Origin of the sequence: Kitasatospora sp. NPDC059812 (genome assembly GCF_042732075.1) — a bacterium.
Lineage (GTDB): Bacteria > Actinomycetota > Actinomycetes > Streptomycetales > Streptomycetaceae > Kitasatospora.
Map to the genome: position 1 here is coordinate 20,492 of NZ_JBHWIO010000045.1, position 21,099 is coordinate 41,590.

Here is a 21,099-nt window from a genome sequence, read left to right on the forward strand (position 1 = left end):
TGGGCCGGCGGCCCCCACACTCTCCCCCCCCCCCCCCGGGGGCGCCCCCCCCCCCACCCCCCCCCCCGCCCCCACCCCCCCCCCCCCGCGCCGCGGTCATACCCGGCCGGGCCCGGTCAGGCCTGGTCGGTCGTCGAGAGCGCCACCACCTTCGTCACCGAGCCGTCGTCCCCGACGACGTCGCGCAGGTGCCGGAAGCCCAGCCGTCGGGACATCGCCAGGCTCGGGGCGTTCTCCGCGCCCACCATGCCGTAGACCTCCTTGAGGCCCAACTCGTCGGCGGCGTACCGGATCAGGCCGCGGACCACCTCGGTGCCCAGGCCCCGGCCCCAGAACTCCGGGGCGAGGGCGGTGACCAGCTCGTGGCCGTCGACGTTCCCGGTCTTCTTCACCTCGGCATGGCCCGCGTACCTCCCGTCCAGCCACAGGCCCCACACGTCGAAGAGCTGCTGCGGGTACACGTCGGTCAGGATCGCGCGGAACAGCGCGCGGATCTGCGGCTCGGGCACCAGGTCCTGGCCCATCCAGCTGCACACGTCAGCGTTGCGGAGGAGGGAGACGAAGACGTCCTCGTCCTCGGCCCGGTAGGGGATGAACTCCAGGTGTTCGGTGCGCAGCGAAGGGGTCACGGTCAGCTCCTCGGGGTTGTCGTGGGACGGAAGTACTGCGGCCGGTCAGGATCCGGCGTTCTCCATGCGTTCGCGCAGGCTCCGCGGCCGCATGTCGGTCCACACCTCGTCGACGTAGGCGGTGCACTCCGCCTCGGTGCCCTCCTGGCCGACGGGCTGCCAGCCGGCGGGCACGTCGAGGTCGACCGGCCAGAGGGAGTACTGCTCCTCGTCGTTGCGCAGCACCTGGTAGCGGGTGTTCTCGTCCATGTCGTGCTCCTTCGTCGTTGTCGGGTTTCCAGCGGTGGTCTTGCGGCGGTGGTCTTGCGGCGGTGGTCTTTTCAGCGGCGGCTGGGCGGCCGTCACCGTCCTCCCCGGGCGTGCCGGGCGATGTGCCGCAGCGCCACGGCGAACTCCTCGGCCGCCCGGCGCACGGTCGCCGTGTCGTGGAGGGCGGGGCGGTGGTGCCAGGTGAAGGCGAGGCGCCCGTGCTGCGCCGCGCCCACCACCTCCACCGGGTGCGAGCCGCCGTCGCGGGGGTCGTGGTCCTGCCCGAAGGAGCCGTGCTCGGCGCGGACCAGGCCGTCGCCGGCGGTCTCGGGCCGCGCGTCCCACTGGCCGAGGTAGTTGAAGACCACCTGGCCGTGCGCGCCGGCGGCGAGGCGCTCGCGGACCTCGGGCGGGCCGAAGGTGCGCAGGGCGCCGAAGCCCAGCCCGTTGCCCGGCACGGCGCGCAGCTGGCGGCGGATCGACTTCACCAGGGCGCGCCAGTCGCGGTCCGGGCCGAGGTCCTCGGGGTCGGGGACGTGGAAGGTGACCGGGTGCATGGTGGTGAACCAGCCGACCGTGCGGGACAGGTCCACGCCCTCCACGACGTCCTCCCGGCCGTGCCCCTCCAGGTCCAGCCGGATCCGCTCGTGGCCGGTCCAGCGGGCCAGTGCCAGGGCGAGGGCGGTCAGCAGCACGTCGTTGACGCGGGTGCGGTAGGCCGCCGGGGCCGCGCGCAGCAGTGCCTCGGTGTCCTCCTCGTCCAGTTCGACGGTGACCGTCGCGGTCTCGGCGGCACCGGGCTCGGCGGCACCGGGCTCGGCGGGTCGGCCGGGCAGGGCCTCGGCGGCGCTCACCGCCTCGTCCCAGTAGGGCAGTTCGTGGTCCAGGCCGCCGTCGGCGACATGGGCCGCGAGCCGGAGCGCCCAGTCCCGGTAGGAGGTGCCGCGCTCCCCCAGCGTGATCGCCGTGCCCATGGCGGCCTGGCGGTAGGCGCTCTCCAGGTCGTCGCGCAGCAGGCGCCAGGAGACGGCGTCGACGACCAGGTGGTGGGCGACCAGCAGCAGGAGCGCCGGGCGGTCCGGGGCGCCGGTGAACAGGGCCGCCCGCAGCAGCGGGCCCCGGGCCAGGTCGAAGCCGCCGTGCAGTTCGTCGGCCGCCTTGGCCATGGCCGCGTCGGCGGCCTCGGCGCTCTGCCCGATCAGGTCGTACCGGACGAGGACGTCCTCGGCGGGGGCGGGCGGCGGGTTGAACTGGTGCCAGCCCGTCTCGTCGTGGGTGAAGCGCAGGCGCAGGGCGTCGTGGTGTTCGAGCAGGGCGTCCAGCGCGGCCCGCAATGCCCGCGGATCGGGGTCGGCGCCGAGTTCGAGCAGGGTCGACTGGTTGAAGTGGTGGTGGGCGGCGCGCGGGGTGGTCAGGAACCACTCCTGGATGGGGGTGAGCGGCACGTCCCCGGTGACCGGGCCGTCGTCCTCGCGGTCGGGGGCGGTGCGCACCACGGTGGCCAGTTCGGCCACCGTCTGGTGGGTGAACAGCTCCCGGGTGGCGAGGTACAGGCCGTCCCGGCGCAGCCTGGACACCACCTGCATGCTGAGGATGGAGTCGCCGCCGAGCAGGAAGAAGTTGTCGTCGGCGCCGACCTCCTCGATGCCCAGGACGTCGGCCCAGATCCGGGCGATCCGGCGTTCGGTGTCGGTGCCCGGCTCCCGGCGCGGACCGGCCGCGGCCTGCGCGGGCCCGGGTTCGGGCAGGGCCCGGCGGTCGAGCTTGCCGTTCGGGGTGAGCGGCAGCCGTTCCAGCGGGACGAACACCGACGGGACGAGGTGCGGCGGCAGCAACCCGGCCAGGTGAGCGCGCAGTTCGGCGGCGGGCAGGCCCGCAGTGGCCTCACCGTCGCCGACCCCACCCGGTACGGCCCCGCCCGCCGGGACGACGTAGGCGACCAGCCGGCCGGCTCCGGAGCCCGTACCGCTCCCGGGGGCGTCGGCGCGCACGGTGACGACGGCGTCGCGCACCAGGGGGCTGCGGCGCAGCGCGCTCTCGATCTCGCCCGGTTCGATCCGGAAGCCGCGCAGCTTGACCTGGTCGTCGACGCGGCCGGCGAAGCGCAGTTCGCCGTCGGCGTCCCGGTGCGCGAGGTCGCCGGTGCGGTACATCCGCTCGCCCGGCGCGCCGAAGGGGTCCGCGAGGAACCGCCCGGCTGTCAGCCCCGGGCGGCCGAGGTAGCCGCGGGCGAGGCCGGGGCCGGCCAGCCAGAGCTCTCCGGTCACGCCGGGCGGCACCGGCCGCAGGGCGGCGTCCAGGACGTAGCTGCGGGCGGCGCCGCCGGGGCGGCCGATCGCGGGTGCGCCGGTGCCGGGCGACAGCGGGCCCGTCCAGGTGGCGACCACGGTGGCCTCGGTGGGGCCGTAGGCGTTGATCATCCGGCGGCCGGGGGCCCAGGTGTCGACCAGGTCGGCCGGGCAGGCCTCCGCCCCGACGACCAGGGTGCGCAGGGCGGGCAGGGTCGCGGCCGTCTCCGGGTCCACGGTGGCCAGGGCCGCCGGGGGGATCAGGGCGTGGGTGATGCGCCGTTCGGCCAGGACCTCGGCCAGCCGCTCGCCGACGAGCGGCCCCTCCTCCCCCGTGACCAGGGTGGCCCCGCTGAGCAGGGAGACGCACAGTTCCAGGACGGAGGCGTCGAAGCTGGGCGAGGCGAACTGGAGCACCCTGGCCCCGGGGCCGGCGGTGTACTGCTCGGCGGCGGCCGCCGCGAAGGCGGCGAGTCCGGCGTGGGTCACCAGGACGCCCTTGGGCGTGCCGGTCGATCCGGAGGTGTAGATGACGTAGGCCGGGTGTCCGGGGGTGAGCGCGGTGGCGCGGTCGGCATCGGTGGGCGCGGTGGCGGTGTCGCGGTCGGCATCGGTCGGCGCGGTGGCGCGGTCGGCGTCGGTGGGCGGGGTCTGCGGCCCGTCGGCGGACCACACCTCGGCCGGGTCGTCGAGCACCAGGTGGGCGCCCGCGTCGCGCACCATGAACTCCCGCCTGGGCGCCGGGTAGTCCGGGTCCACCGGAAGGAAGGCGCCGCCGGCCTTGGCCACGGCGAGCTGGGCCACCACCGCCGCCGCCGAGCGGGGCAGGGCGAGGGCGACCAGCCGCTCCGGCCCCACGCCGCGCCGGATGAGCCGGTGGGCCAGCCGGTTGGCCGCCCGCTCCACCTCGGCGTAGCTCAGCTCGCGACCGCCGTCGAGCAGCGCCACCGCGTCGGGGTTGCGGGCGGCCTGGCGCTCGAAGAGTTCGGCCAGGGTCGCCTCGGGGACGGGCCGGAAGGTGCCGCGCGCCCGGTCGAGTTCGGCGGCCAGCTGGTCGCCGCCGGCCAGCGGCAGCGCACCGATGGCGCGATCCGGGTCCTGCGCGACGGCGGTCAGCAGGGTGGCGAGCTGGCCGGCCATCCGCTCGGCCGTGGCCGGGTCGAACAGGTCGGTGTTGTAGGTGATCAGGCCGTGCAGCGCGCCGGAGTCGGCCTCCGCGAACTCCAGCGCGAGGTCGAAGGCCGCCTGCGTGGTGTCGGTCTCGACGTCGGTCACGTGCAGGCCCGGGAGGTCGAGGTCGGCGGCCGGGGTGTTCTGGAGGACGACCAGGGCCTGGAAGAGCGGGCTGCGGCTGGTGTCGCGCACCGGCTGCACCTCGTCGACCACGCGCTCGAACGGCACGTCCTGGTGGGCGAAGGCGTCCCGGACGGTCTGCCGGACCTCGCCGAGGAAGTCGCCGAAGGGCTGCCCGGGTTCCACCCGCGAGCGCAGCACCAGGGTGTTGACGAAGAAGCCGACGAGGCGCTGGGTCTCCGCCTGCTCGCGGCCGGAGGTGACGGTGCCGACGGCGATGTCCTGGTCGCCGCCGAGCCGGGCGAGGTAGGCCTGCGCGGCGGCGACCAGGGTGGTGAACAGGGTGGCGCCACGCTCCCGGCCGACCCGGGCCAGTCGGCGGGCCGTGTCGGCGGGCAGCTCCAGGCGGGCGGTGGCCCCGTTGGTGGTGCGCACGGCGGGCCGGGGCCGGTCGGTGGGCAGGCGCAGCGTCGAGACGTCGGCCAACTGCTCCTTCCAGTAGGCGAGTTGGTCGGACCCGGCGGCGCCGACCGTGCGCTGCCAGTGCGCGTAGTCGGCATACTGCACCGGCAGCGGCGCCAACCGGCTCTCCCCGGAGCCGAGTTCGACGCGGTAGAGGTGGGCCAGATCGGTGAGCAGGACGGCGGTCGACCAGCCGTCGGTGACGATGTGGTGCAGGGTCAGGGCCAGCACGTGGTCGCCGTCGGCCAGCCGCACCAGGGCGGTGCGCAGCAGCGGTCCGCGGCGCAGGTCGAAGGGGCGGGCCCGCTCGGCGGCGAGCAGGCCGCGCAGGGCCTCCGCCCGCGGCTGCGACGGCAGGCCGGACAGGTCGTGCAGCGGCAGCGGCACGTCCTGCGGCGGGTGGACGAGCTGGACGCCGTGGCCGTCGACGCTGTCGAAGGTGGTGCGCAGCGACTCGTGCCGGGCCGCGAGGGCGCGCAGGGCCGCGCCGAGGGCGTCGGTGTCCAGGGCGCCGCGCAGGCGCAGCGCGAGCGCGGTGACGTACTCGGCACCGCCGGGCGCGAACTCCTCCAGGAACCACAGGCGTTGCTGGGCGTACGACATCGGCGCGGCGCCGTCGCGGGCGACCGGGAGGACGGGCGGGCGCCCCTGGCCGCCCGGGCGGCCCTGCTCCTCGGTGAGCAGGCGGGCCAGGCCGGCCGGGGTGGGGTGGTCGAAGACGGCGCGGGGGGTGAGGTCGGCGCCGAAGGCCTCGGCCAGGCGGGCGGCGAGCCGGATGCTGAGGATGGAGTCGCCGCCCAGTTCGAAGAAGCCGTCCTCCACGCCGGGCGGCCGGATGCCCAGGACGTCGCCGAAGACCTCGGCGGTGCGGCGTTCGGCGTCGGTGCGCGGCTCGACCCGCGCGCGGCGTCCGCTCCCGTGCTCCTCGTCCGGCGCCGGGAGGGCCGCCCGGTCGACCTTGCCGTTGCGGCTCAGCGGGAGGGCGGCGAGCGGGACGAAGGCGGCGGGGACGAGGTAGTCGGGCAGCGCGCGGGCGGCGAAGGCCCGCAGTTCCTCGGGTTCGTCGCCCGCCGGGCCGACCAGGTAGGCCACCAGGCGCCGGGCGCCGGGCCGGTCCTCGCGGGTGACCACGGCGACGTCGGTGACCTGGGGGTGGCGGGCGAGCGCGGCCTCCACCTCGCCGGGTTCGACCCGGAAGCCGCGGATCTTCACCTGGTCGTCCGCGCGGCCCAGGAACTCGACGGTGCCGTCCGGGCGCCGCCTGGCCAGGTCGCCGGTGCGGTACATCCGGGCGCCGGGCGGTCCGGAGGGGTCGGCGAGGAAGCGGGCCGCGGTCTCGCCGGGCCGGCCCAGGTAGCCGCGGGCCACGCCCTCGCCGGCCACGTACAGCTCGCCCGCGCAGCCCGGCGGGACGGGCCGCAGGAGCCGGTCGAGGACGTGCACGCGGCGGTCGTCCAGGGGGTGGCCGATCGGCAGGGTGTCGGGCACCGCCGCCGCCTCCGCGACGGCGTGGGCGGTGGCGAAGGTCGTGGTCTCGGTGGGCCCGTAGCCGTCCACCACGGTCAGCCCGGGGCAGGCCGCCAGGACGCGGCGCACCGCGGCCGCGGGCACCACGTCCCCGCCGGTCCACAGCGTGCGCAGGCCCGCGAAGCAGTCCGGCGCGTCCTGGGCGAGCAGCCGGAAGAGCCCGGCGGTGAGCCACAGCGCCGTCGGCCCGTCCGGTCCGGCGAGCCGCCGCAACAGGGCGGCGTCCACCGGCCCGGCGGGGGCGACGAGCACGCAGCCGCCGCCCAGCAGCGGCGCCCAGACCTCGAAGGTGGCGGCGTCGAAGGCGACCGGCGAGTGCAGCAGCACCCGGGCGCAGCGGCCGTCGGCGAAGCGGCTGTCGGTGGCGAGCGAGGCCACGTCGCGGTGCCGTACCGCCACCGCCTTGGGCACCCCGGTGGAGCCCGAGGTGAACATCACGTACGCCAGCCGGTCGGGGTCGGCGGGCGGCAGGGCCGCCGCCACCGGCCCGGCCGCGCCGGTGCGCGCGGCGGCTACCTGCTCGGCGGTGAGCCGCAGGGCGGCGCCGACCTGGTCGAGCAGGGCTCGGCGGCGTTCCTCGGGGGCCCGGAGGTCGACGGGCAGGTAGGCGCCGCCCGCCTTGAGAACGGCCAGCTGGGCGGCGACGAGTTCGGCGGAGCGGTCCATCAGCAGCGCCACCCGGCCTTCGGGGGCCAGGCCGTCGGCCAGCAGCCGGGCCGCCAGGCGGTCGGACCAGTCGTCGAGCTGGCGGTAGGTCAGTTCGCGGTCGCCGTCGCGCACTGCGGGCGCGCCCGGGGTGCGCCGGACCTGCTCGGCGAAGACCTGGAGCGGGCTGCGCGGCGCCGCCGGGCGGGCGGTGCCGTGCCAGGAGGCCAGCTGCTCCCGGTCGGCGGGGGTGAGCTGGTCCAGCTCGGCGAGGTCGCCGTCGAGGCCGTCGGCGAGGGCGGTGAGCAGCAGGACCAGGCGGTCGGCCGCGCCGTGGGCCGTCCGGTGGTCGAAGAGCGCGGGGTCGTAGGCCAGGTCGAAGCCGAGCCGCTCGGCCAGGTGGGCGCGCAGGCACCAGGGGAAGGTGGTGGCGTCGTCGGCGCGCACCTCGACCACCCGCACCCCGGTCCGGTCGGCGGCCGACTCGTCGACGGGGTAATTCTCGAAGACCGCCATGCTGTCGAACAGCGGCTCCCCGGCGGGCAGGTCGCTCAGGGCCTGGACGCGCGGCAGGGCCAGGCGGTCGAAGCGGCGGCCGTCGCTCTGGCGTTCCTGGAGCTCCCGCAGCCAGGGCAGCACACCGCCCGAGGGGATCGGGACCCTGGTCGGCACGGTGTTGATGAACAGGCCGATCATCGACTCGACGCCGGGCAGTTCGGCCGGGCGCCCTGACACGGTGGCGCCGAAGACCACGTCGTCGCCGCCGCTGTAGCGGGCCAGCAGCAGCGCCCAGGCGCCCTCCACCACGGTGTTGACGGTCAGTCCGGCAGCGGCGGCGTTCTCGCGCAGCCGGCGGGAGAGCGGCTCGTCCAGTTCGCGGTGGGCCGCGGCACTGGAGCGGGCGCGGTGGGCCCGGGTCGGCGGGCGGTCGTACGGCAGCGGGGTCCGGCCGGTGAATCCGGCCAGCAGGCCGCGCCAGTGGGCCTCGGCCGCCTCCTCGTCCTGGTCGTGCAGCCAGCCCAGGAAGTCCGCGAACGGCCGTCGGACCGGCCGGGGCGCCTGCGGGCCGCCGGTCAGCGCGGCGTACTCCTCGCACACCTCGGTGAGCAGCTGCCCGGTGCTCCAGCCGTCCAGGATCAGGTGGTGGGTGGACCACAGCAGCAGGACCTCGTCGCCGGGCAGCGCGGCCAGGGTCAGCCGGGTGAGCGGCGCGGTGGCGAGGTCCATCCCGGCGGCGCGCTCCTCGGCGAGCAGCCGCTCCGTCCGGTCGGCGCGCTGCCCGGGCGCCAGGTCGCGCCAGTCGAGGTGGCGGACGGGCAGCGCGGCGTGCCGGGCGACCACCTGGACGGGGTGCGGCAGGCCGCGCCAGTGAACGCTGGAACGCAGTGCCGGGGTACGGTCGGCGACCAGCTGCCAGGCCTCGGCGAAGGCCCGCGGGTCGGCGACGCCGGCCAGGCGCACCGCGATCCGGTCGACGTAGGCGCCGTCGGCGTCGACGAGCCCGTGGAAGAGCATGCCGGACTGCAGCGGCGTCAGCGGCAGCACGTCGTCGGTCTCGCGCCCGTCGCCGACGAGCCGGTCCAGCCGGTCCTGGTCGAGGCCGGCGAGCGGGAAGTCCGACGGGGTGCGGCCGCCGGCGTCCGGGCGGGCGCAGTGCGCGGCCAGCTCGTGCAGCGCGGCGCCCATCTCCTCGGCGAGCCCGCGGACGGTCGCCTCGTCGTAGACGGCGGCGGGGTAGGTCCACGCCAGTTCGAGGCGGCCGTCCTGGACCGCGCCGATGATGTCCAGCAGGTAGGGGCGGGGCTCGTCGGGGTCGGTGTCGCGACCGGCCGGGGGCAGCGCGCCGCGGACCAGGCCGTCGGCGCCGCCGCGGGTGTCCCACTGGCCGTGGTAGTTGAAGCCGATCTGCGGCGCCGCCGCGCCGGTCAGCGGGCCGTCCGGCCGCAGGTGGCGCAGCGCGCCGTGGCTGAGTCCGCGCAGCGGGACGGCGCGCAGCTGCTCCTTGACCGAGCGCAGGGTGTCGTGCCACCCGGCGTCGGGGTCGACGCGCAGGGCGAGCGGGAACTCGGCGGTGAACCAGCCCACCGTCCGGGAGAGGTCCAGGTCCTCGAAGAGGTCCTCGCGGCCGTGCCCCTCCACTCCGACCAGCACGGTGTCCCGGCCGCACCAGCGGGCCAGGGTGCGGCCCAGGGCGCTGAGCAGGACGTCGTTGACCTGGGTGCGGTAGACCTCGGGGACACGGCGCAGCAGCGCCTCGGTGGTCCGCTCGTCCAGCGTCACCTGGACGGTGGCGGCGGTGGCGTGGGTGTTGGGGGCGGGGGCGTTGGGGGCGTCGGTGTCAGGGGCGGGGCGGCCGGCGGGCAGGTCGGCCGGGGCCGCGCCGGTGCGCGTCCAGTGGCCGAGGTCGCCGTCCAGGGCGCCGGCGCGGGTGTGCCGCTCCAGCCGGGTGGCCCAGCGGCCGTAGGACGTGCCGGTCGGCGGCAGGGCGACGGGGGCTCCGGCGCGGGCCGTGCGGTACGCCGCTTCGAGGTCGGCCAGCAGGATGCGCCAGGAGACGCCGTCCACGGCCAGGTGGTGGACGGTGAGGACGAGTTGGCCCGGCTGCCGGGGGCCGGGGTCGAAGAACAGCGCGCGCAGCACCCGGCCCTCGACGGGGTCGAGGGAGCGCTGGGCCTCGTCGGTGGCGCGCTGGACCTGCGCCTCCACGTCATGGCCGGTGAGGTCCGGGTGGCTGACGTCGTGCCGGGTGAAGACGCCGTCCGCCCCCTGGGGAAGCACCTCCTGGCGCCAGCCGGCCTCGGTGCGGTGGAAGCGGGTGCGCAGGGCCGCGTGGTGCTCCACCAGGGCCAGCACCGCCCGGCGCAGGGCCGCCGGATCGGTGCCGGGGGCCAGTTCCAGGCGCTGGGTCATGGTGAAGCGCAGGGCGTCGCCGGGGCGGCGGCCGTCGAGGTACCAGTGCTGGATCGGGGTGAGCGGCGCCTCGCCGGGCTCGGCTTCGCCGACTATCTGATGCTCTGCCGGATCTCCTGCGCACAGCGCGAGTTCGGCGATGTTCTGGTGGCGGAAGACGTCCTTGGTGGTGAGGGCGAGCCCGGCGGCGCGGGCGCGGGAGACGATCTGGATGCTGAGGATGGAGTCGCCGCCGAGCGCGAAGAAGTTGTCCCGGGTGCCGACGCGCTCCACGCCCAGCACCTCGGCCCAGATCGCGGCGAGCCGTTCCTCGGCACCGGGCCGCGGCGCGACGTACGGGGTGGTGCGGTCGGGCTGGGCGGGCGGCGCGGGCAGCGCGCGCCGGTCGGTCTTGCCGCCGGTGGTCCGCGGTATTCGGGCCAGCGGGACGAACGCGGCGGGCACCAGGTGGTCGGGCAGCGTCCGCCGCAGCCAGGTCCGCAGTTCCTCGGCGGTCGGCACGCGGCGGCCGGCGGGCACCGGGTAGCCGACGAGCACCGTACGGCCGGCGTGCTCGCGCGCGGCGACCGCGCAGTCGGCGACGTCCGGGTGGGCGAGCAGGGCGGCCTCCACCTCCCCGGGCTCGATCCGGAACCCGCGGACCTTGACCTGTTCGTCGGCGCGGCCCCGGAACTCCAGTTGCCCGTTCGCGTCCCAGCGGGCCAGGTCGCCGGTGCGGTACATCCGGGCCCCGGGCGGGCCGTAGGGGTCGGCGAGGAAGCGGGCGGCCGTCAGTCCGGGCCGGTTCAGGTAGCCGCGGGCGACCTGGTCCCCCGCCAGGTACAGCTCCCCCGGCATGCCGGGCGGCACCGGCCGCAGGGCGCCGTCGAGCAGGTAGGCGCCCAGGTTGCGGCCGGGGCGGCCGATGACGGGGCGCTCGGGGTGGTCCGCGCAGCGGGCGTAGGCGGCGTCGACGGTGCACTCGGTGGGCCCGTACATGTTGTAGGCGGTGACGCCGAGGTCCGCGTGCGCCGCGCACAGCTCCCGCCAGGTGGCGGCGGGGACGGCCTCGCCGCCGACCAGCAGCAGGCGCGGGTGGTGCGGGCCGGGGGCGAGCAGTCCGGCGGCGGTGAGTTCGCGCAGGAAGGAGGGGGTGACGTTGACCAGGTCCAGGCGGCGGTCGACGACCTGGGCGCAGAACGCCTGCGGGTCCAGCCGGACGTCCTCGTCGATCAGGTGGAGCTCCTGGCCCAGTGCGAGCAGCAGCGGGCCCTCCCAGCTGGTGTCGAAGGAGAAGGAGGCGCTGAGCGCGGCCCGCAGCCGCGTCCCGTCGGCGGTGTGCGGCGCGACCAGGCCTTCCTGGTGGTCCCGGCAGAGGTTGACCAGCTGGCGGTGTTCGACGACGACGCCCTTGGGGCGGCCGGTCGAGCCGGAGGTGTGGACGAGGTAGGCGGTGTGCTGCGGCAGCAGGGGGGCGGTCCGCTCGGCGTCGGTCAGGTCGTGGGCGGGCAGCGCCGCCCACGGCACCTCGCGCAGGGTCTGCCCGGTCAGCACCACCCGGGGCCGGGTGTCGTCGAGGAGGAGGGCGGCCCGCTCCTCGGGCAGGTCAGGGTCGACGAAGAGCAGGGCGGCGCCCGCCTTGAGCACCGCGAACAGCGCGACCAACAGGTCCGAGGTGCGCGGCAGCCGGACCGCGACCACCTGTTCCGGGCCGGCGCCGAGGGTGGCGAGGTGGCGGGCGAGCCGGTTGGCCCGCGCGTTGAGGGCGGCGAAGTCGAGCGTGGCGTCCCGGGCGACCAGGGCGGTGGCGTCCGGGGTGCGGGCGGCCTGCGCCTCGAACAGGGCGGGGAAGGTGGTGTCCGGCGCGGGCAGCGGCGCGCCCCGCCCCTGCCGCAGCACCCGGCGGCGTTCGTCGGCCGTCATCAGCGGCAGCGCCCCGACGGCCGTCTCCGGCGCCTCGGCCACGGCCTCCAGCAGGGTGCCCAGCCGGCCGGCCAGCTGCTCGGCCGTCCGCGCGTCGAACAGCCCGGTGTTGTACTCCAGGTAGCCGGTCAGGCCGCCGTCGCGCTCGACGAAGTCGAAGGAGAGGTCGAAGGTGGCGCCGTGGACGGGCGGGGTGACCGGCTCCACCGCCAGGCCCGGCAGGTTCGGCACCTCGGCGCCGAGGTTGTGCAGGGCCACCATGACCTGGAAGAGCGGCGTGCGGCTGGTGTCGCGCTCCGGCTGGAGGGCGTCCACCAGCCGTTCGAAGGGCACCTCCTGGTGGGCGAGCGCCTCCAGGACGGTGCCGTGGGCGGCGGCCAGCAGTTCGCGGAACGACAGCTCCGGCCGGACGGCGCCGCGCAGCACCAGGGTGTTGACGAACATGCCGACCACATCGTGGAGTTCGCCCTGCTCGCGGCCCGAGGTGACGGTGCCGACCGCGATGTCCTGCTGCCCGGACCAGCGGGCGAGCAGGACCTGGCAGGCCGCCAGGAGCGTGGTGTAGAGGGTGCCGTCGACCTCTCGGCCCCGTTCGCGCAGCCGCGCGGTCAGCCCGGCGGGCAGGGTGAAGGCGACCAGCGCGCCGTCCCGGGTGCGCACGGCCGGGCGCGGCCGGTCGGTGGGCAGCTCCAGCGGGGTCAGGCCGTCCAGGGCCCGGCGCCAGTGGGCGAGGTCCGCCTCGGCGAGGTCGGTGCGCGCGCGCTGCCAGGACGCGTAGTCGGTGTAGCGCACGGGCAGCACGGGCAGCCGTGGCGGGCGCCCCTCGCGGGCCGCCGCGTACAGCTCGCCCAGGTCACGGCCCAGGACGCCCATCGACCAGCCGTCGGTGGCGATGTGGTGCACGGCCAGCGCGAGCACGTGCTCGTCCGCGGCCGTCCGGACCAGCCGGGCCCGCAGCAGGGGCCCGGTGGCCAGGTCGAACGGGGTGGCGGCGATCCGCTCCAGCAGCGCGTCCAGGGCCGCCGGGGGCGCCCCGGCGAGGTCCTCGCACGGCAGCTCGACCGGCTGCGGCGGGCGCACCACCTGCCGGGCGCGGCCGTCCCGCTCGGCGAAGGTGGTCCGCAGCGCCTCGTGCCGGGCGACCAGGGCGTCCAGGGCGGTGCCCAGCGCGGCCCGGTCGAGCGCTCCGCGCAGGCGCAGCACGGAGAGCGAGGTGTACTCGGTGCTGCCCGGCTCGAACCGGTCGAGGAACCAGAGCCGCTGCTGGGCGTACGACAGCGGCGGCTCGGCCGCCGGGTCCGCGGCCGGGATGACGGTTCGTCCAGGGGACGCCCCGCCCGGCTCGCCGAGCGAGCCGAGCGAGCCGAGGGAGCCGGGCGAGCCGAGGGCCTCGGCCAGGTCCGCCAGCACCGGGTGGGTGAACAGCAGCCGGGGCGAGAGCTCCGCCGACCCGAAGGCCGCGCGCAGCCGGGCGGTGACCCGGACGGCGAGGATGGAGTCGCCGCCCAGGGCGAAGAAGTCGTCCTCGGCGCCGATCTCCCCGGTGTCCAGGACCTCCGTCCAGGCCGCGGCGACCAGCCGCTCGGCACGGGTGCGGGGCGCGGTGCGCTGCCGGCCGGCGGCGAAGCCCGCCGGGCCGGGCGCGGGCAGCGCGCGCCGGTCGAGCTTGCCGTTGGGGGTGAGCGGCAGGGCCGCCAGCGGGACGTACGCGGCGGGCACCAGGTAGGCGGGCAGCAGCCGTTCGAGGTGGGCGCGCAGGTCGGCGGCGGCCGGGGGGTGGGCCGCGCCCGGACCGGCGACGACGTGGGCGACCAGCCGGCGGGTGCCGGAGGCGTCCTGGTACACGCCCACGGTGGCGGCGCCCACGCCCGGGTGGGTCTGGAGGGCGGCCTCGATCTCGCCGGGTTCGATCCGGTAGCCGCGGATCTTGACCTGCTGGTCGGCGCGGCCCAGGTAGCGCAGGGTGCCGTCGGCCTGTCGGCCGGCCCGGTCGCCGGTGCGGTACATCCGGGTGCCCGGGGCGCCGAAGGGGTCGGCGAGGAAGCGGGTGGCGGTCAGGCCGGGCCGGTTGAGGTAGCCGCGGGCCAGGCCCTCCCCGGCCACGTACAGCTCGCCCACGGCGCCCGGGGGCACCGGGGCCAGGTCGGCGTCGAGGACGTACAGCCGCAGGTCCGGGAGGCCGGTGCCGATCGGTGCGGGGCCGCCGGCGGCGGCGGTCGCGCGCTCCAGCGGGGCGTGGGTGACGTGCACGGTCGTCTCGGTGATGCCGTACATGTTCACCAGGCGCGGCGCGTCCTGCGGGTGGCGGTCGTACCAGTCGGCGAGGCGGCCGGCGTCCAGGGCCTCGCCGCCGAAGACCACCGTGCGCAGCGCCAGCCGGCGGGAGAGCTCGGGGTGTTCGGCGTCGGCGCGGGCCAGCGGGTGGAAGGCGGACGGGGTCTGGTTGAGGACGGTGACGCCTTCGTCCACGAGCAGCCGCAGGAAGTCCTCCGGGGAGCGGGCGGTGTCCTCGGGCACGACGACGAGCCGGCCGCCGTACAGCAGCGGGCCCCACAGCTCCCAGACCGAGAAGTCGAAGGTGTAGGAGTGGAACAGCGTCCAGACGTCCTCGGCGCCGAAGCCGAACACGTCCTCGGTCTGCTCGAACAGCCGCACCACGTTGGCGTGCGGCACCACGACGCCCTTGGGGCGGCCGGTGGAGCCGGAGGTGAAGATGGCGTAGGCGGGGCTGTCGGGCAGCGGGCGGTGCCGGGCGGCGAGCGGGGCGGCCGGGCCCCGGGCCAGGTCGGCGCGCAGTTGCGGGTCGGCGAGGGAGAGGACGGGCACCCCGTGCTCGAAGCTCTCGGGCGGCCCGCCGGGTCCGTGGGTCACCAGGGCCACCGGGGCGGCGTCGCCCAGCAATTGGGCTCGGCGCTCGGCCGGCAGGCCCGGGTCGAGCGGCAGGTAGGCCGCGCCCGTCTTGAGGACGGCGAGGACGGCCACGACCAGGTCGGCCGTGCGGGGCAGCGCGAGGGCCACGAACCGCTCGGGCCCGGCGCCGAGTCCGGCCAGCCGGTGGGCGAGCCGGCCGGCCCGCGCGTCCAGGGCGGCGTAGTCGAGGTGCTCGTCGCCGCAGGTGACGGCCTCGGCGTGCGGGGTGCGGGCGGCCTGCGCCTCGAAGAGGTCGACCAGGGTCCGGTCGGGGCGGCCGTGCGCGGTGCCGTCCCAGTCGGTCAGTTGCCGCCGCTCCTGCGCGGTCGTCCACTCCAGGGCGCGCAGCGGCCGGTCCAGTCCGGCTGCCAGTTCGGTGAGCAGCAGGCAGAGCCGGTCGGCGAGGGTGCGGACCGTCGCGGCGTCGAACAGCTCCGGGTCGTAGGCGAGGTCGAAGCCGAAGTGCCCGCCCTGGTAGGCGCGCAGGACGAGCGGGTAGTTGGTGGCGTCCCGGGAGGTGACCTCCACCAGGCGCACTCCGCTGCCGGCCGTACGGGCGTCGTCGAAGGGGTAGTTCTCGAAGGCGACGATGCTGTCGAACAGCGTGCCGCCGGACGGCACGCCACTGAAGGCGGTGAGTTCGGCGAGGGACACGGCGGCGTGGCGCCGGGCCTCGGCCTGGGACTCCTGGAGTTCGCGCAGCCAGTCGGCGGCGGTGCGGCCGCCGTCGACCAGGACCCTGGTGGGCAGGGTGTTGATGAACATGCCGATCATCGACTCGACGCCGGGCAGTTCGTCGGGGCGCCCGGAGACGGTCGTCCCGAACAGCACGTCCGGCTCGCCGCTGTAGCGGGACAGCAGCAGGGCCCAGGCGCCCTGCACCACGGTGCCGAGAGTGAGCCCGGCCCGCCGGGCGGTGCGGGCCAGCCGCTCGGAGGCCTCCGGCGACAGGCCTGCGGTGTGCGCGAGCGCCGAACGGGCCCGGTGGGCCTCGCGCCGGGCGCGGTCGGCGGGCAGCGGGGTGGCGGTGGCGAAGCCGTCCAGGACGCCCCGCCAGTGCGCGCGGGCGGCCGCGGTGTCCTGACCGGCCAGCCAGTGCACGTAGTCGGCGAAGGGCCGGCGCACCGCCGGTGTCGGCACGCCCCCGGTGGTGAGGGCCGCGTACTCCTCGAACACGTCGGTGAGCACCTGGGCCAGGCTCCAGCCGTCCAGGATCAGGTGGTGGGAGGTCCACAGCAGGTGCAGGCGGGCCTCGGGCAGCCGGACCAGGGTGAGCCGGGTGAGCGGCGCCGTGGCGAGGTCCAGCCCGTGGGCGAGGTCGTCCGCGCGCAGCCGGGCCAGCCGGTCGGCGCGCCCGCCCGGGTCGACCGCCCGCAGGTCCAGGTGGGTCACCGGCAGCCGGACGCCGCGGCGCACGACCTGGAGGGGGGCGGGGACGCCCTCCCACACCACCGAGGTGCGCAGCGCGGGCGTGCGGTCGGCGACCCGCTGCCAGGCCAGGGCGAAGGCGTGCGGGTCGCCCACGCCCTCCAGCAGCAGGCCGGCCTGGTCCACGTAGACGTCGTCGGGGCCGCCGACCAGGCGGTGGAAGAGCATGCCCTCCTGGAGCGGGGTGAGCGGCAGCAGGTCCTCGACGTCCCGCCCGGCGCCGGCGATCCGGTCCACCCCGGCCTGGTCCAGTCCGGCCAGTGGGTAGTCGGAGGGGGTGCGGCCGCCGGCGTCGGGGCGGGCGCAGTGCTCGACGATGCCGGTCAGCGCCGAGGCCGTGGCCTGCGCCAGTGCGCGGACGGTGGCCGTCTCGTGCGCCTGGTCGCTGTAGTGCCAGGTGAGCTCCAGCTCGCCGTCGGCGACGACGGCGGAGACGTCGAGCAGGTGGTCCAGGGGCTCGTCGGCGGCGAGCTCCCGGCCCGGCGCCTGGCCGGCGGGCGCGAAGTCGCCGGTCCCGGGGGCGGTCCACTGGCCGTGGTAGGTGAAGCAGACCTGCGGCAGCGGACGGCCCTTCAGGGCGCCCGCGGCGGGCGGGCCGAGCCGGGCCAGGGCCTCGTAGCTCAGGCCCCGGCGGGGTACGGCGCGCAGCCGCTCCTTGACCTGCTTGAGGGTGGCGGCCCAGTCCGGGGCGCCGGCCGGGCCGGCCGGGGCGAGGGTGACGGGGTACTGGGTGGTGAACCAGCCGACGGTCCGGGAGAGGTCGACGCCGTCGACGAGCTCCTCGCGGCCGTGGCCCTCCAGGGCGATGGTCACCCGCTCGGTGCCCGTCCAGTCGGCGAGGGCCCGGCCCAGCGCGCTGAGCAGCACGTCGTTGACCTGGGTCCGGTAGGCCTCGGGGACGCTGCGCAGCAGGGCCTCGGTGGTGGCGCGGTCGAGCCGGGTGCGCAGGGTGCGCACGGAGCCGGCCGTGGGGGTGCCGGGGTGGTCGACGGGCAGCGGGGCGGCCGGGGCCCTGGTCTCGGCGATCCAGTAGGGCAGGTCGTCGTCGAGGCCTCCGGCCCGGACCAGTTCGGCGAGGTGGTGGGCCCAGTCGGTGAACGGGGTGGGCTCGGGCTCCAGTTGCGGGGCGTCCCCGGCCGCCGCCTGCCGGTAGGCCTGTTCCAGGTCGGCGAGCAGCACCCGCCAGGAGACGCCGTCGACGGCCAGGTGGTGGGCGGTCAGGACGAGTTGGGGCCGGGCGTCGCCGCAGGCCCGGAACAGGACGGCGCGCAGCAGGGTGCCGGTGGCCGGGTCCAGGGCGGCGCGGGCGGCGTCGGCGGCCTCGCCCCGGGCGGCTTCAGAGCCAGTGCCGGCGCCCGGGGCGGGCGGGTCGAGTCTGGTCAGCAGCCCGGTGCCCGGGTCCGCGACCGGCTCCTGGCGCCAGGTGCCCCCGGCGCGGGTGAAGCGGGTGCGCAGCGCCGGGTGGGCCGCCAGGACGGCCCGCAGCGCCTGGTCCAGGGCCGGCTCGTCGAGGTCGCGCGGCAGGTCGAGCAGCATCGACATGGTGAAGTGGCGCAGCGGGCCGTGGGCGGCGAAGAACCACTCCTGGACCGGGGTGAGCGGGGCCGGTCCGTCCGCGCGGCGCGGCCGGGTGACGGCCGCGGCGGCCGGGCGGGCGGCGGCGACCAGGTCGGCGACGGTCTGGTGGCGGAAGACGTCCTGGGAGCCGATCCGCAGGCCGGCGGCGCGGGCCCGGGAGACGGCCTGGATGCTCAGGATCGAGTCGCCGCCGAGCTCGAAGAAGTTGTCGGTGACGCCGACCCGCGCCACGCCCAGCACCTCGGCCCAAATCCCGGCGAGGGTCTCCTCCTCGGGGGTGCGCGGGGCGACGAACTCCCCTTCCCGCCCTTCGCCTTCGGGGTCGGGGGCGGGCAGTGCGCGGCGGTCCAGCTTCCCGCTGGTGGTGAGCGGCAGGGTGTCGAGCGCGGTGAACGAGGACGGCACCAGGTGGTCCGGCAGCACCCGCCGCAGGGCGGCGCGCAGGTCGGCGGACGGGCGGGCCGCGCCGTCGGCGAAGACCAGGTAGGCCGCGAGCCGGGTGTGGCCGCGCGCGTCGGGCACGGCGGCGACCGCCGCCGCGGCGACCTGCGGCAGGTCGAGCAGCGCCGCCTCGATCTCGCCGGGTTCGATCCGGTGGCCGCGCACCTTGACCTGGTCGTCGGCGCGCCCGAGGTACTCCAGGCTTCCGTCGGCCGTCCAGCGGGCCAGGTCGCCGGTGCGGTACATCCGGGCGCCGGGCGGCCCGTACGGGTCGGCGGTGAAGCGGGCGGCGGTCAGCCCCGGGCGGCCGGCGTAGCCGCGGGCGACCTGCTCGCCGGCGAGGTGGAGTTCGCCGCTCACCCCGGGCGGCACCGGCTGGAGCCGGTCGTCGAGGACGTAGGCGCGCAGGTTGGGCAGCGGGCGGCCCACCAGGGGCCGGTCACCGCCCGCGATGCGGCAGGCGAGCGCGTCGACGGTGCACTCGGTGGGGCCGTAGTAGTTGTAGGCGGCGACGTCCGGGTGCCCGGCGAGTTCGCGCCAGAGCCGGGGCCCGACGGCCTCGCCGCCGAGCATCAGCACCCGGGGGCGGTGGCGCGGGTCGTCGAGCAGCCCGGCGGGCAGCAGTTGGCGCAGGTAGGAGGGCGTCAGGTCGAGGAAGTCGACGCGGTGGCGCACGACGTACTCGACCAGGGCGGCCGGGTCCATCCGGGTCGTCTCGTCGACCAGGTGCAGCGGGTGGCCGTCGGCCATCAGCAGCACGCCCTCCAGGGAGGTGTCGAAGGAGAACGAGGCGGTCAGCGCCACGCGCAGCGGCCCGCCGCCCGCGTCGGCGACGAAGCCCGCCCGGTGGGCGGCGAGCAGGTTCACCACCGCGCGGTGCGGGACGGCGACGCCCTTGGGGCGGCCGGTGGAGCCGGAGGTGTAGAGCACGTACGCGGTGTTGGCGGGGTCCAGCGGGGCGGTCCGGTCGGCGTCGCCGGGGTCGGTGTCCGGGCCGGTGTCGGGCAGCTCCCGGAGCGCCTGCTCGTCCAGGACGAGGGCGGGGCGGGCGTCGTCGAGCAGGTGGCGCAGGCGCTCGGCCGGCAGGGCCGGGTCCAGGGGCAGGTAGCCGGCGCCGGCCTTCCAGACGGCGAGGATCGCCACGATCATGTCGGCGGTGCGCGGCAGCCGCAGCGCGACCAGCCGTTCGGGGCCGGCGCCGCGGGCGATGAGCTGGTGGGCGAGCCGGTTGGCGCGGGTGTTGAGCGTCGCGTAGTCGAGCCGTTCGGCTCCGGCGACCAGGGCCGGGGCGTGCGGGGTCAGGGCGGCCCTGCGCTCGAACAGCTCGGGGTAGCCGGTGTCCTCGACGGGCAGCGCGGTGGCGTTCCAGTCCCGGGTGACCTGCCGGGTCTCCCGGGGCGAGAGCAGCGGCAGGGTGCCGAGCGGGCGGTCGGGTTCGGCGGCGGCGCCGGCCAGCAGCAGCAGGAGCTGGTCGGCCATCCGGCGGGCGGTGGGCGCGTCGAAGAGGTCGGCGCGGTACTCCAGCAGGCCGGTGAGCGCCTCGCCGTCCGGGACGAACTCGACGCTGAGGTCGAAGGTGGCGGCCTGCCGGGGCACGGCGACCGGGGCGGCTGCCGGCCCGTGCGGGGTGGTGGCCTCGGGCGGCGCGGGGTGCAGCAGGACCAGCACGTCGAACAGCGGGTTGCGGCCCGCCTGGCGGGGCGCGCCGACCGCCTCGACGAGCCGTTCGAAGGGCGTGTCGCCGTGCGCGAGCGCGTCGTTGCCGGTCTCGGTGGCGGCCGCGAGCAGGTCGCGGAAGGACCCGGCGGGCTCCACCCGGGTGCGCAGGACGACGGTGTTGACGAAGCAGCCGACGGCCCGTTCCAGCTCGGTGCGGGAGCGCCCGGGCGTCAGGGAGCCGACGGTGACGTCCTGCTGGCCGGACCAACGGGCCAGCAGCGCCTGGGTGGCGGCGACCAGGGCGGTGTGCAGGGTGCCGTGCCGCTCGGCCGCGAGCTCGCGCAGCCGGGCGGTGAGCAGCGCGGGGACGGTGAAGGCGTGGACGGCGCCGGGGCCGGCCTCCTCGCCGCGCCGCGGGTGGTCCAGCGGCAGCTCCGGCGGCACCGCGCCCGCCAGCTTCGCCTTCCAGTGGGCCAGTTGGCCCTCCAGCCGGGCCCCGGAGAGCTGCTCGCGCTGCCACACCGCGAAGTCCGGGTACTGGACGGCCACCGGGGGCAGGTCCGGGGCGGCGCCGCGGGCCAGGGCCTCGTAGCCGGTGCACAGTTCGTCCAGGACGACGCCCATCGACCAGCCGTCGGTGACGATGTGGTGCGCCGTCACCTGCAGGACGTGCGAGCGGTCCGACTCGGGCACCAACAGGGCGCGCAGCAGCGGACCCTGCCGGAGGTCGAAGGGGCGGGAGTACTCCTGGAGCAGGATCGCGTCGAGGCTCTCCCCGTCGGCCGGCTCCCGGACGGGCAGCGGCACCGGACCGGCCGGCCGCACGGTCTGCACCGGGCGGCCGTCGGCCTCGTCGAAGGTGGTCCGCAGCCCCTCGTGGCGGGCCACGACGGCGGCCAGCGCCCCGGCGAGCGCCGCGCGGTCCAGCGGGCCGGTGAACCGTACGGCGACCGCGCTGTTGTAGCGGGGGTCGCCGGGGCGCAGCCGGTCCAGGAACCACAGGCGCTGCTGGACGAAGGAGGGCGGCAGCGGTCGGCTGCGGTCGGCGTGCGGGATGGACCGGTCGGCGGCGGCCCGGGCGCCGCCGGAGCGCCCGGCCAGCCGCAGGCGCAGCGCTTCGCGCAGGTCGGCGGGCAGGGCCTCGGCGCGGTCTCGCTTCGAAGGCGTCATGGTCGTCG

3 protein-coding genes are annotated in these 21,099 nt (G+C 76.9%); all 3 read right to left on the minus strand.

Annotation, left to right across the window (positions count from 1 at the left end; genetic code table 11):
- Positions 1 to 116: 116 nt before the first annotated feature.
- Positions 117 to 629 (minus strand): GNAT family N-acetyltransferase, encoded by a 513-nt coding sequence (locus tag ACFV6D_RS22335; RefSeq protein ID WP_380560909.1) that lies wholly within the window; start codon positions 627 to 629, stop codon positions 117 to 119.
- A gap of 45 nt (positions 630 to 674) precedes the next feature.
- Complete coding sequence (locus ACFV6D_RS22340; RefSeq protein WP_063350451.1) at positions 675 to 878, minus strand: MbtH family NRPS accessory protein; 204 nt, start codon at positions 876 to 878, stop codon at positions 675 to 677.
- 92 nt (positions 879 to 970) lie between these two features.
- Positions 971 to 21,091, minus strand: coding sequence for a non-ribosomal peptide synthase/polyketide synthase (locus ACFV6D_RS22345; RefSeq protein ID WP_380560910.1), 20,121 nt, complete (start codon positions 21,089 to 21,091; stop codon positions 971 to 973).
- Between the last annotated feature and the right edge of the window lie 8 nt (positions 21,092 to 21,099).

Coding starts and splice junctions, on each gene's coding strand:
- ACFV6D_RS22340 (WP_063350451.1), bottom strand. CDS start 878: ATGGACGAGAACACCCGCTACCAGGTGCTGCGCAACGACGAGGAGCAG.
- ACFV6D_RS22345 (WP_380560910.1), bottom strand. CDS start 21,091: ATGACGCCTTCGAAGCGAGACCGCGCCGAGGCCCTGCCCGCCGACCTG.